The sequence below is a fragment of the Methylobacterium sp. EM32 genome, assembly GCF_040593685.1.
Lineage (GTDB): Bacteria > Pseudomonadota > Alphaproteobacteria > Rhizobiales > Beijerinckiaceae > Methylobacterium.
Genome location: NZ_JBEXZS010000090.1, coordinates 21832 through 33800, shown reverse-complemented (window position 1 = coordinate 33800; position 11969 = coordinate 21832). Strand labels below are relative to the sequence as shown.

Here is an 11969-nt window from a genome sequence, read left to right as displayed (position 1 = left end):
CCCGCCGGGCCAGCTCCCATCGTCTAGCGGTCTAGGACGTCGCCCTCTCACGGCGAAAACAGGGGTTCGAGTCCCCTTGGGAGCGCCACCGGCCGGATCTTTCAGACAGCGCTGATTCTTGGTTCCGAGCCGCCGCTCGCGCGGCGCCGCGCCCGCTTCGCGCGTCCGGCCTAACCTTCCCCCAAAGCGGTAGGCGGTCCCCGCCCCCTCCACCAAGGGATGCGCGCGTCGGCGCCGTCCCGGCTGTCCTCCCGTGGATCGGCCTGCTAAGCATCCGCCATACAACAATCGTATTCGGCGAGAGATGTGATGCAACGTGTCGTCATGCGCCTGCTGATGTCAGTAGTCTTATGTATGATGCTCGCGGCATCGTTTCGCCTCTTGTTTGAGCAACTCTCTCCGCGTGTGCTGGCGTTGATGCCGCTGGATGGCGCTACGGAAGTCTATCCCGGTCTGCCGATCGCGGTCGGCTTCTCCCGCGACATGGCGCCGGAGACGATCGGGCCCGCGACGATCGCCCTGCGCGAGGAGGGCGGTGCGCCGGTCGCGGTCGCGATCACCTACGACGCGGCCCAGCGCTCCGCCCGGCTGGTGCCGCAGACGCCCCTGCGGCCGGGCGCGACGTACCGGATCGCGGTCGGAGCCGGGACGGGGAGCCGACCGGAGAGCACCCTCGGGCTCACCCTGCGGGGGCCGGCGGAGGGGCGCTTCACCGTGGCGGCGACGCCCGAACTCGCCGAGGTTCCCGGCGCGCCGGTCCTGGTGGCGGTGGGGCCCCAGAATCCCTTCGGGCCGTACTACGCCGAGATCCTGCGGGCGGAGGGGCTGAACCTGTTCTCGGTGGTCGCGACGCAGGACCTCACGCCGGAGCGCCTCGCCCGGACCGCCCTGGTGCTGATGACCGAGACGCCGGACGAGGCCCTGGCCGCGCGACTCTCCGACTGGGTGCAGGACGGCGGCAACCTGATCGCGATCCGGCCCGAGGGCGCGTGGCTGCCGCTGTTCGGCCTCGCCGCGGCCGGACATGCCCTCGGCGAAGACGGGTCCGCCGGGCGGTATCTCCAGGTCGACGCACAGGCGCCGGCCGCCCGCGGCATCGTCCACCAGGCGATGCAGTTCCACGGCCCCACGACCCGCTATGCCGCGCAGGATGCCACGGTCCTCGCCCGCCTCTCGACCGGGGCTGAGGCCCTGCCCTGGCCGGCGGTGTCGCTGCACCGGGCCGGCCAGGGCCAGGCGGCGGCCTTCGCCTTCGACCTCGCCACCTCGGTGGTGCGCCTGCGCCAGGGCAACCCGGCCTTCGCGGGCCAGGAGCGGGACGGGCTGCCGCCACGGCGGCCGAACGACCTGTTCTTCCCCGACTACCTCGACCTGTCGCGGGTGGCGATCCCGCAGGCCGACGAGCAGCAGCGGCTGCTCGCCAACCTGATTGTGACGATGAGCGCCGAGCGGCTGCCGCTGCCGCGGGTCTGGTACCTGCCCGACGAGCGCCGCGCCGCCCTCATCATGGCCGGGGACGACCACGCCACGCGCCGCGGCACCCTGGATTCCTACAAGCGCCTCGTCGCCGAGAGCCCGATCGACTGCCGGCCGGAGGCCTGGGATTGCGCGCGGGCGACCTCCTACGTCACGCCGGCGACGCGCTTAGGATCGGACGACGCGCGATCTTACGCGGCGCTCGGCTTCGAGACCGGAATTCACGCTGATACCGGCTGCCGCGACGTCGACGGTGCGACCCTGGGCCTGGCGCTGAGCCGGCAGGTCGGCGGCATCGGCGAGAAACTCGGCCTGCCGGCGCAGGAGACCCACCGCCTGCACTGCGTCACCTGGAACGGCTGGGCCGACACCGCCAAGATCGAGCGGGCGACCGGGATCCGCCTCGACCTCGGCTATTATTACTGGCCCGGCTCGTGGATCCGCCGGCGGCCGGGCTTCATGAACGGCTCGGGCTTCCCGATGCGCTTTGCCGATCTCGACGGGCGGGTCCTCGACATCTACCAGGCCGCCAGCCACCTGGTGAACGAGAACGGCGTCGACCAGCGCACCGGCATCACCACGATGCTCGACCGGGCGCTCGGCCCCGAGCAGTTCTTCGGCGCCTTCGGCACCCATTACGACTACACCGACGGCTACTTCGACCACCTGGTCGCGGCGGCCCGCGAGCGCGGCGTCGCGATGATCTCGGCGGCCCAGATGCTGCGCTGGCTCGACCGCCGGGAGGCGACCCGGTTCGAGGCCCTGGCCTGGAACGGGCACGACCTGACCTTCCGGGTCCAACTCGACGACGGGCCGGAGCGGGTGACCGGGATGCTGCCGGTCTCGGCCCTGTCCCATCGCCTCGCGGCGATCACCCGCGGCGGCCAGCGGGTGCATTTCCGGACCGAGACCATCAAGGGGATCGACTACGCGATGTTCGACCTGGAATCGGGCCGCTACGCGGTGCTCTACGACGAGAAGACCTCGGCGATGCCGCTCCCGGCCCGGCTGCGGTGAGGAATCTTCGATAAGCCCTGCGGCATCGGGGACGCACCACCTTTCCAGATCCCGGGCGTTGGGCCGGGACCGCGCCCGCATCCTGCGGCGCATTCCTGACCACCGCCCGACCCCCGAGGCCCGACCCGATGGCTGCCGACACCAACGCCCTCTCCGACCGCGCCCTGTCGATCTTCGCCTTCGCGGCCTACCACCACCTGATCAGCGGCCAGCCGATCAGCTCGGTGGTGCGCCGGGACGGCAGCGGCCACCACGCGGATCCGGAAGGCGCCGCCGAGGTCGAGACCCGCGGCCTCGCGACCTTGAGCGACGACGAGATCACCTTCACCGAACCGGGCGTCGCCTTCGTCGAGAAGACGGTCGCGGCGATCCGCCAGGCGAGCGGACGGTAGATCCGGCCGGACTCCGATCCCCGGCGCTTGACGGTCCGCCCGCCGCGATGGAACGCATGGCCGTCGCGGCGCCCTCCCGGGGCCGCTCGGAGACGTGACCGTGGACGCGCCCGCCCTCGCCCGCCTGATCGACCACACGCTCCTGCGGGCCGACGCGACCCCGGCCGAGATACGGCGCCTGTGCGAGGAGGCGCTGGCTCACCGCTTCAAGGCAGTCTGCGTCAACCCGGTCCATGTCGGGCTCGTCGCCGGGATCCTGGCCGGCAGCGACGTCGCCCCCTGCTCCGTCGTCGGCTTTCCCCTCGGGGCGGTGCGGCCGGAGGACAAGGCGGCGGAAGCCGCCGGCGCCGTGGGCCGGGGTGCTGCCGAGATCGACATGGTGGTCGCGCTCGGTGCCCTGAAGGCGGGCGACCACGCCGTGGTGCGAGCCGACATCGCGGCGGTGCGGGCTGCCTGCCGGGGCTCCGTGCTGAAGGTCATCATCGAGACCTGCCTCCTCGACGACGCGCAGAAGCGCCTCGCCTGCCTTCTCGCGGTCGAGGCCGGCGCCGATTTCGTCAAGACCTCGACCGGCTTCTCGACCGGCGGCGCCACCGTGGCCGACGTCGCCCTGATGCGCGCGACGGTGGGCGACGCCGTCGGTGTCAAGGCATCCGGCGGCGTGCGCAGCCTGGAGGCCGCCTGCGCCCTGGTCGCCGCCGGCGCGACGCGGCTCGGCACGAGTTCGGGCGTGGCTCTGGTGACGGCGGGGGTGGCGGGGGACTCTTACTGAGCGGCTCCGTCTGGCCGGTAGCGTTCCGGCTGGGTCCCGTCCTCGTCGGTGAAGCCGTAAGACCGCGCCAGGTCGGCCGCGTGCAGGACTTGGCCCGTGAAGGCCTTGACCCTGGGATCGCCCGCGAGCGCCGCCAGCGCCCGCCCCACATAGAGCGGGCTCTCCCCCACCTCGCCCCCCATCCCGGCCTCCACCACCCGCTCGGTCCGCACCAGGCCGGGCGCCAGCGCCACAGCCGTCACGCCGTAGGGCGCTAGTTCCTCCGCCATCGCGAAGGCGAGGCGGTTGGTGGCGGCCTTGGCGAGGTCGTAGAACAGGTCGCCGAGATAGGCCTCGGTGTCGAACGAGACCAGCGCCAGGAGGCCGCCCCTGGCCGAGACCATGGCGGGGGCCACCGCCCGGGCGAGGATCAGGCCGGCGAGCGGACCCGTCTCGAGGTTGTGGCGCAACGGCGCGAGGCCGCGGCGCCAGAAGGCGGTGCCCCACGTGGCGCCATCGGGGTAGCGCACGCCGTCATAGCCCTCGTTGCCGCCCCACACGCTCGACACGGCGACGTCGATGCGGCCGAAGCGGCGCAGCACCCAGCGCACCATCGCGTCCACCTCCGGCTCGCGGGTGTGGTCGCAGAGGTAGTGGTGGCCGCGCCCGCCCGCGAGGTCGACCTCCCGGGCGGTGTCCTCCAGAGCCTCGTTGCGCTGATCGGTGCGCCGGCCGGTCTCGCTCGAGCGGGCGGTGACCACCACCGTGGCCCCCGCCTCAGCCAGCGCCCGGGCGATGCCGCGCCCGACCCCGCGCGAGGCGCCGGCGACGAGGCAGACCTTGTCCGAGAGGTCCGGGATTCCCGCGGGCCTCACCGGGTGCCGCGGGACAGGAAGCGCTGGAAGGCCGCTTGCGCCTCGGGCGAGCGCAAAGCCGCGTCGAAGGCCGCGGCCTCGGCGTCCATGGCGGCGCGCACCGCCTCGTGGTCGCCGCGGATCAGCCGGCGGGCGGCGGCGAGCGCCTGGCGGGGCTTGACGGCGAGCTTCGCGCCTTGCGCCAATGCGTGTTCGAGGAGCCCGTCGGCCGGGACGACCGCGTTGGCGAGGCCGAGCCGCACCGCCTCGTCGGCCCCGAAGGCCTCGCCGAGGAGCAGGAGCTCCGTCGCCTTCGGCAGCCCGACCCGGCGCGGGAGCAGGTAGCTCGACGCCGCCTCCGGCACGAGGCCGAGATCGACGAACGGCATCCGGAAGGTTGCGGCGGGCGCGACGTAGACGAGGTCGCAATGCAGCGTCAGCGTGGTGCCGACCCCGACCGCGAGCCCGTCCACCGCCGCCACCATCGGCGTGCGGGTCACGGCCAGCTGGCGGATGAAGCGCAGGGACGGCGCCTCGCCGAAGGACTGTTCCGCCCGGGCGACGAAATCGGCGATGTCGTTGCCGGCGGTGAACACGCCCTCGACCCCGGCGAAGACCACGGCGCCGACGCCCGACCCCTCGCGATCCGCCGTTTCCAGCGCCTCCCGCATGGCATCGTACATGGCGCCGGTGAGGGCGTTCTTCTTCTCGGGGCGCGCGAGCTGGACGAGGCGGACGCCGCCGGGCTGGTCGGTGATGCGGACGTGATCGGTCATGGTGTCACCAGCAGATGGTTTCGAGCGGGCAATGATCTGCCCAATCAACGGAATGACACCCACCGCGTCATTCCGGGGCCGCGAAGCGGAGCCCGGAATCCAGAACCGCAGGTGGTACAGAAAGAAGCGGGACGCGCCTCGCTCTAGTCTCAGCCATCCGCGGTTCTGGATCCCGGGCTCCGCTTCGCGGCCCCGGGATGACGCGGAGGGTGTCAGGGCAGGAATTCGATCCTGGAGAGATGCATCGCGCCGGCCCTCACCCCGCGAGCGCCAGCGCCCCGTCCTGCAGGAAGCCGCCGCCCCCGGTCACCGTCTCCTCCAGACCCCGCGCGGCCGTCGCGAGGTTCTCGGCGAAGAACCGGGCGAGCGCGATGCGGGCCGGGTGCGCCGGGTCGCTCTCGCCCGCTTGCGCCGCCGCGTGCGCCGCCAAGGCCGCCTGCGCCAGGCAGGTGCCGCCTTGCGCGAGGCCGAACAGACGCAGGTACGGCGTGGCGCCGGCGAGCGCCTCCTCAGGCCGGTTCGAGCCGAGCGCCTTGAGGAGGTGGCTCGTCGCCCGGTCGAGAGCCTCGATCGTCTCGCGCAGGCGCGGGGCGGTGTGGCCGAAGGCGGGCCCGCCCTCCTTCAGCACCCGCTCGGCGACGAGGCGCATCGCGCCGATCTGGCCGCGCACCACCGCGCCGTTCTCCAGCGGCAGCTTGCGGGTGACGAGGTCGATCGCCTGGATGCCGTTGGTGCCCTCGTAGATCGCCGCGATGCGGGCGTCGCGCAGGTGCTGGGCGGCGCCGGTCTCCTCGACGAAACCCATGCCGCCATGGACCTGGATGCCGAGCGAGGCGACCTCGATGCCGATATCGGTCGAGAAGGCCTTGGCCACCGGGGTCAGCAGCGAGGCCCGGGCTTGCGCGCTTTTACGCGCCGCCTCGTCCGGCGCCCGGTGGGCGCGGTCGATCGCCTCCGCCGTCAGGTAGCAGATGCCGCGGGAGGCTCCGGTCAGCGCCTTCATGGTGAGCAGCATCCGCTGCACGTCGGGATGCTCGATGATCGCGCTCGCGCCCTCGCCCACCGCGCTCGCCCGGCCCTGGCGGCGGTCGCGGGCGTAAGACAGCGCCTGCTGGTAGGCCCGCTCGGCGATGGCGACGCCCTGGAGGCCGACGCCGAGGCGGGCGTTGTTCATCATCGTGAACATGCAGGCGAGGCCCCGGTTCGGCTCGCCGACGAGCCAGCCGGTGGCGCCGTCATAGACCATGGTGCAGGTCGGCGAGCCGTGAATGCCGAGCTTGTGCTCGATCCCCGCGCATGTCAGCGCGTTGCGTGAGCCGTCCGGCAGCACCTTCGGCACCAGGAACAGCGAGATGCCGCGGGTGCCGGCCGGCGCGTCGGGGAGCCGGGCGAGCACCAGGTGGACGATGTTGTCGGTGAGGTCGTGCTCGCCCCAGGTGATGTAGATCTTCTCGCCCGAGATCCGGTAGCTGCCGTCGCCGGCGGGCTCGGCGCGGGTGCGCATCACCGAGAGGTCCGAGCCGGCCTGCGGCTCGGTGAGGTTCATGGTGGCGGTCCACTCGCCCGAGACCAGCTTCTCGAGGTAGCGGGCGCGCAACGCCTCGCTGCCGTGCCGGCTCAGCGCCTCGACGCCGCCGGCGGTCAGCAGCGGCCCGAGGCCGAAGGCCATCGCGGCGGAGTTCCACATCTCGATGCAGGCAGCGTTGAGCAGGATCGGCAGGCCCTGGCCGCCATACTCCACCGGGCCCGGCAGGGCGTTCCAGCCGCCCTCGGTCCAGGCGTGGTAGGCCTCGCGATAGCCCGGCGGCATCGTCACGACGCCGTCCTTGAGCGGGGTGCCGTGGCGGTCGCCGATCTTGTTCAGGGGCGCCACTACGTCGTTGGCGAAACGGCCGGCCTCCTCCAGGATGGTGTCGACGAGGTCGTCCGAGAGATCGCCATGCAGCCCCTCGGCGATGGCGCGGTCGAGCCCGGCGACGTGCCGGAGGGTGAAGGCCATCTCGGCCACGGGCGCGCGATAGGTCATCGAGGGCTCCTCCCGACAGAGCTTGAGGCGGCTTCGCCGGGCGAACCACCCTTTGGATTTGACGTGCGGCGGCCGCCGACGCTACGGCCGGCGGCATGGTGACGGATAGTTTAGACGTGAACGATGATCGCGGGTCAATGCCGACCCGCCGCCTCGCCGCCGATGAAGCGGGCATCGCGGAGGCCGGCGCCCTCCTGCGAGCCGGCCAACTGGTGGCGATCCCCACCGAGACCGTCTACGGCCTCGGGGCGGACGCGAGCGATCCGGCGGCGGTGGCGGGCATCTATGCCGCCAAGGAGCGGCCACGCTTCAACCCGCTGATCGCCCACCTGCCCGACCTCGCGGCGGCGAGGCGCGAGGGGGTTTTCGGTCCCGACGCCCTGTCGCTGGCCGAGGCCTTCTGGCCAGGTCCCCTCACCCTGGTGGTGCCTTTGGCCGTGGGGGGCACCGTCTGCGACCTCGCCCGGGCGGGGCTGCCGAGCGTCGCGCTCCGGGTGCCTGGCAGTCGTCTCGCCCGGGATCTGCTGACGGCGGCGGGCCGCCCGGTGGCGGCGCCGTCCGCCAACCGCTCGGGGCGGGTGAGCCCGACCGAGGTCGATCACGTGCTCGGCGACCTCGACAGCCGGATCGCCGCGATCCTCGACGGCGGGTCCTGCCCGGTCGGGGTTGAATCGACCATCGTCGCCTGTCTCGACGGCCCGCCGGTGCTCCTGCGCCCGGGCGGCGTGCCGCGCGAGGCGATCGAGGCGGTTCTGGGCCGCGACTTGGCCCTACCGAGCGCGCCGGAGGGGGCGGCGCCGGTCTCGCCGGGGCTGCTGGCCTCGCATTACGCGCCCCGCGCCGCGGTCCGTCTCGACGCGACGCGGATCCGGCCCGGCGAGGCCGCCCTGCTGTTCGGGCCGGTCCCGCCGGACGGGCTCGCCGGTGCGGCGCTCTCGCTCAATCTCAGCCCGGCCGGCGACCTCGCGGAGGCGGCGTCCCACCTCTTCGCTCATCTGCGCCGCCTCGACGCCGCCGGCCCGGCGACGATCGCGGTGGCGCCGATCCCGGAGCGCGGTCTGGGCGAGGCGATCCGCGACCGGCTGGCGCGGGCGGCGGCGCCGCGGTGAGGGTTCGGTCGCTTCCCTCGACAGGACCAACACCCCAAGACCAACACCCTCCCTGTCATCCCGGGGCTCGCCGCAGGCGAGAACCCGGGATCCATAATCGCCGACGTTTCAGGATGAAGCGGAACAGGACCCGCCTCATTCAGCATCGTCAGCGGTTATGGATCCCGGGTTCCGCTACGCGGCCCCGGGATGACGCAGAGGGTTGCTGTGCGGCCCGCCCAAGCATCAGGCTTCACGGTCGCGACTGCCTGGGCAGGAGGATCCGCGAAGGTGGTCCGATAGGCATTGGCGGATCGCCCGATTTTTTTTCGCAACCCGCGGAACCATATCCGCCAGGCCCGCGTTAAGAGGGCCTAGAAGGTCACCTAAGCCCCCATCGACCTTCCGCCTCAGAGGCCCGGACCATGTCCGGGCTTTTTCTTTGGCCGAACGCCTCACCCGGCGAGCTTCGCCGCGATGCCGGCGACGTGGCGGCCCTGGAAGCGGGCGCCCTCCAGCTCGACCGCGCTCGGCTGGCGGCTGCCGTCGCCGCCCGCGATGGTCGAGGCGCCGTAGGGCGAGTTGCCCATCACCTCGGTGGTGCCGAGCTGGCCCTGGAAGCTGTAGGGCAGGCCCACGATCACCATGCCCTGATGCAGGAGCACGGTGTGGAAGCTCAGGATCGTCGATTCCTGGCCGCCATGCTGTGAGGCCGTCGAGGTGAACACCGCCCCGACCTTGCCGACGAGGGCGCCCTTCGCCCACAGCCCGCCGGTCTGGTCGATGAAGTTCTTCATCTGCGAGGCCATGTTGCCGTAGCGGGTCGGCGTGCCGAAGATGATCGCGTCGTAGGACGGCAGCTCGTCGACGGTGGCGATCGGCGCCGCCTGGTCGAGCTTGTAATGCGACTTCTGCGCGATCTCCTCCGGCACCAGCTCGGGCACCCGCTTCACCACCACCTCGGCGCCCGTCTCGCGCACGCCCTCGGCCACCGCGTAGGCCATCTGCTCGATATGGCCGTAGGTCGAGTAGTAGAGGACCAGAACCTTCGCCATCGGGGATCTCCTTCGAGTTTCGGGGGCGGACCATCGCGGATCGCGGGCTCGCCGGAAATGGCCTATGCTGCAAGCCCGTGCTTGCGCGCACGCAAGGTCAGGAGCCCGACCTCATGAGTGCCGCCCTCGCCTGGGACGATTTCCGGCTGGTGAAGGCCATCTCCGACCAGCGCGGCTTGACCCAGGCCGCCGAGCGGCTCGGCATCAACCACTCCACCGCCTTCCGGCGCCTCGGCCAGATCGAGACCGCCCTGCGCACGCCGCTCTTCGAGCGCCACCGCACCGGCTACGTGCCGACGCCGGCCGCCGAGGAGATGGCCCGCATCGCCGCCCGGATGGAGGAGGAGGTGCTGGCCTTCACCCGCCGGATCGAGGGCCAGGGCCTGAGCCCTGCGGGCGAACTGCGCATCACCACCGCGGCCTCGCTGCTGACCGGCCTGCTCACCCCGATCCTCGCGGCGTTCTGCGCCCGCTGCCCGGAGGTGCGCCTCGATGTCGTCGTGTCGGAGCAGGCGCTCAACCTCGCCAAGCGTGATGCCGACGTGGCGCTCCGCGCCACCAACGACCCGCCCGACACCCTGGTCGGCCGGCGCCTCGCCACCATCGCCTGGGCGCTCTACGGCCGGGCCGACATCGACCGGACCGTCCCATTGTCCGAGCAGCGCTGGGTCTCGCCGGCGCCCCGGCTCGGAGCGGCCGCCGTTGCGCGCTACGTGCAGGAGCGTACGAGCCTTGAGCGCATCGTGCTGCGCCTCGACACCGTGCAGGGGCTGGCGGATGCGGTGGAGGCCGGGATCGGCCTAGGCCCCCTGCCCTGCGTGATCGGCGACCGCCGGCCCGGCCTCGTGCGGCTCTCGGAGCCGGAGCCCGAACTGGCCGCCGGGCTCTGGCTCCTCACCCATCCGGACCTGCGCCGGGCCGCCCGGGTGCGGGCCTTCCTCGATTTCGTCGGCGACGCCATCGCCCGCGAGCGCGACCTGATCGAGGGCCGCGTTCCGACTCAGCGGACCGAGACGATCTCGACCTCGTGACCCGCCACCTCGACGGTGTCGCCGGCCTGCTTGCCGGTGAGCGCCCGGGCGAGGGGCGCCACGTAGGCGAGGGAGCCTTTGGCCGGGTCGGCCTCGTCCTCGCCGACGATGTGGAAGGTCTGCTCGGTGCCGTCCTCGCGCGCGATGGTGACGGTCGAGCCGAAATGGACCGTGTCGCCGGGTGGCTGCTCCACTACCTGGGCCGAGTTGCGCCGGGCGGTCCAGTAGCGCAGGTCGCGGTTCACCCGCGCCATGTTCGCCTTGTCGTCGGGCGACAGGCCGGCATGCTCGGTGTGCAGCCGGTCCAGCTCCGCGTCGATCAGGGCGAGGCCCTCCGGCGTGACGAAGTTCGGGTGCGGGGAGACGGGACGGTCGGGGAGATCCTCGAAGGCCTCCCCGCCCTCCTTCTCGCGAACGAAGGCGATGCTCATGAAACGGGCAATGCGGAGCCGGTGCCAAGGTTCCGCGCGCGTCGCGCGCAACCCGGGTTAGCCCCGGCTATGACCTGTGCCGTGGCCTTCCGGCATGCGCCGCCTTAAGGGAACCGCGCCACAGCGGAGCGCCCCCGCAAGGCGGCCACGACCAATCTCGGAACATCGTCATGGAACGTGCGCAAGCCGCCGCCCTCGCCAGCGCCGGGGTCGGCCTTCTGGTGCTCGCCCTCAAGTTCGGCGCCTGGTGGATCACCGGGAGCCTCGCGCTCTATTCGGACGCCCTCGAGAGCATCATCAACGTCGTGGCCGCGATGACCGCCTTCGTGGCCCTGCGCGTCGCCGCCCGGCCCGCCGACCAGGACCACCCCTACGGCCACCACAAGGCCGAGTACTTCTCCGCAGTGATCGAGGGCGCGCTGATCATCGTCGCCGCGGTGGTGATCCTGCGCGACGCCTACGACGCACTCCAGGCGCCCAAGATGCTCGACGCGCCGCTCGCCGGCGTCGCGGTGAACGGCCTCGCCACGGTGATCAACCTGGTCTGGGGCGTGATGCTGGTCCGGCGCGGGCGCGACTGGCGCTCGCCGGCGCTTGTGGCCGACGGCAAGCACGTTCTGGCCGACGTGGTCACCTCCGGCGGCGTGCTGATCGGGCTGGGGCTCGCCACCGCGACCGGCTGGGCGATTCTCGATCCGGTCATCGCCGTGGTGGTGGCGCTCAACATCCTGTGGTCGGGCGGCGCCATGGTGCGGGATTCGGTGAGCGGCCTGATGGACCAGGCGGCGCCGGCCGAGATGGTGGGGCAGATCCGCCGGCTGATCTCCGAGCACGGCGAGGGCGCGCTGGAGGCCCACGACGTCCGCACCCGCCATGCCGGCCAGGTCACCTTCATCGACTTCCACCTCGTGGTGCCGGGCGAGATGACGGTGGCGGAATCGCACGCCATCTGCGACCGGCTGGAAGCCGCAATCGAGGGCGCGGTGGCAGGCGCCGTGGTGACGATCCACGTCGAGCCCGCCGAGGAGGCCAAGCAGCGCGGTTTACCCGTTATCTGACGCGCCGCCCCTTG

Annotated in this window: 11 protein-coding genes and 1 tRNA gene; 7 read left to right on the top strand and 5 right to left on the bottom strand. The window is 72.3% G+C overall.

Translation table 11 applies throughout. The annotated features are described in order from the left end of the window. The first annotated feature begins 12 nt into the window (after positions 1-12). From ABZT49_RS13250 to deoC, 4 genes are all read left to right on the top strand, one after another. Positions 13-88, top strand: a tRNA-Glu gene (locus ABZT49_RS13250). A gap of 221 nt (positions 89-309) precedes the next feature. Next, on the top strand, positions 310-2493 hold the full coding sequence (locus ABZT49_RS13245; protein ID WP_355286526.1) for an Ig-like domain-containing protein: 2184 nt from the start codon (positions 310-312) through the stop codon (positions 2491-2493). 128 nt (positions 2494-2621) lie between these two features. Beyond that, the gene (locus tag ABZT49_RS13240; RefSeq protein WP_355286525.1) at positions 2622-2885 is read left to right on the top strand and encodes a hypothetical protein; all 264 of its coding nucleotides are present in this window, start codon (positions 2622-2624) and stop codon (positions 2883-2885) included. Positions 2886-2985: 100 nt separating this feature from the next. Next, positions 2986-3657: a deoxyribose-phosphate aldolase gene (deoC, locus tag ABZT49_RS13235; RefSeq protein WP_355286524.1), complete on the top strand. Its 672-nt coding sequence runs from the start codon at positions 2986-2988 to the stop codon at positions 3655-3657. On the opposite strand, the gene ABZT49_RS13230 is transcribed toward deoC, so the two are convergent. The 3 genes from ABZT49_RS13230 to ABZT49_RS13220 all read right to left on the bottom strand — a co-directional run bounded on the left by ABZT49_RS13230 (position 3651) and on the right by ABZT49_RS13220 (position 7292). Next, positions 3651-4511: an SDR family NAD(P)-dependent oxidoreductase gene (locus ABZT49_RS13230; protein ID WP_355286523.1), complete on the bottom strand. Its 861-nt coding sequence runs from the start codon at positions 4509-4511 to the stop codon at positions 3651-3653. The genes deoC and ABZT49_RS13230 overlap by 7 nt on opposite strands. After that, on the bottom strand, positions 4508-5266 hold the full coding sequence (locus tag ABZT49_RS13225; protein WP_355286522.1) for an enoyl-CoA hydratase-related protein: 759 nt from the start codon (positions 5264-5266) through the stop codon (positions 4508-4510). Before ABZT49_RS13225 ends, ABZT49_RS13230 begins: the two co-directional genes overlap by 4 nt. A 256-nt stretch (positions 5267-5522) precedes the next feature. After that, positions 5523-7292 carry an acyl-CoA dehydrogenase gene (locus tag ABZT49_RS13220; RefSeq protein WP_355286521.1) on the bottom strand — a complete coding sequence of 590 codons (1770 nt, stop codon included), beginning with the start codon at positions 7290-7292 and terminating at the stop codon, positions 5523-5525. A gap of 137 nt (positions 7293-7429) precedes the next feature. On the opposite strand from ABZT49_RS13220, the gene ABZT49_RS13215 reads away from it, so the two are divergent. Next, positions 7430-8401 carry an L-threonylcarbamoyladenylate synthase gene (locus ABZT49_RS13215; protein WP_407943497.1) on the top strand — a complete coding sequence of 324 codons (972 nt, stop codon included), beginning with the start codon at positions 7430-7432 and terminating at the stop codon, positions 8399-8401. Between the two features lie 434 nt (positions 8402-8835). Here the strand turns inward: ABZT49_RS13215 and wrbA are convergent, their stop codons facing one another. Continuing rightward, on the bottom strand, positions 8836-9435 hold the full coding sequence (gene wrbA / locus ABZT49_RS13210) for an NAD(P)H:quinone oxidoreductase (protein WP_355286519.1): 600 nt from the start codon (positions 9433-9435) through the stop codon (positions 8836-8838). A gap of 113 nt (positions 9436-9548) precedes the next feature. On the opposite strand from wrbA, the gene ABZT49_RS13205 reads away from it, so the two are divergent. Continuing rightward, the gene (locus ABZT49_RS13205; protein WP_355286518.1) at positions 9549-10466 is read left to right on the top strand and encodes a LysR family transcriptional regulator; all 918 of its coding nucleotides are present in this window, start codon (positions 9549-9551) and stop codon (positions 10464-10466) included. Here the strand turns inward: ABZT49_RS13205 and greA are convergent. Next, complete coding sequence (gene greA / locus ABZT49_RS13200) at positions 10436-10897, bottom strand: transcription elongation factor GreA (RefSeq protein WP_109975225.1); 462 nt, start codon at positions 10895-10897, stop codon at positions 10436-10438. The genes ABZT49_RS13205 and greA overlap by 31 nt on opposite strands. A 170-nt stretch (positions 10898-11067) precedes the next feature. Between greA and ABZT49_RS13195 the strand changes: the two genes are divergently transcribed. Then, positions 11068-11955 (top strand): cation diffusion facilitator family transporter, encoded by an 888-nt coding sequence (locus ABZT49_RS13195; protein WP_355286517.1) that lies wholly within the window; start codon positions 11068-11070, stop codon positions 11953-11955. Positions 11956-11969 lie beyond the last annotated feature (14 nt).

Coding starts and splice junctions, on each gene's coding strand:
- ABZT49_RS13220 (WP_355286521.1), bottom strand. CDS start 7,292: ATGACCTATCGCGCGCCCGTGGCCGAGATGGCCTTCACCCTCCGGCAC.
- ABZT49_RS13225 (WP_355286522.1), bottom strand. CDS start 5,266: ATGACCGATCACGTCCGCATCACCGACCAGCCCGGCGGCGTCCGCCTC.
- ABZT49_RS13245 (WP_355286526.1), top strand. CDS start 310: ATGCAACGTGTCGTCATGCGCCTGCTGATGTCAGTAGTCTTATGTATG.
- ABZT49_RS13205 (WP_355286518.1), top strand. CDS start 9,549: ATGAGTGCCGCCCTCGCCTGGGACGATTTCCGGCTGGTGAAGGCCATC.
- ABZT49_RS13195 (WP_355286517.1), top strand. CDS start 11,068: ATGGAACGTGCGCAAGCCGCCGCCCTCGCCAGCGCCGGGGTCGGCCTT.
- greA (WP_109975225.1), bottom strand. CDS start 10,897: ATGAGCATCGCCTTCGTTCGCGAGAAGGAGGGCGGGGAGGCCTTCGAG.
- wrbA (WP_355286519.1), bottom strand. CDS start 9,435: ATGGCGAAGGTTCTGGTCCTCTACTACTCGACCTACGGCCATATCGAG.
- ABZT49_RS13240 (WP_355286525.1), top strand. CDS start 2,622: ATGGCTGCCGACACCAACGCCCTCTCCGACCGCGCCCTGTCGATCTTC.
- ABZT49_RS13215 (WP_407943497.1), top strand. CDS start 7,430: ATGCCGACCCGCCGCCTCGCCGCCGATGAAGCGGGCATCGCGGAGGCC.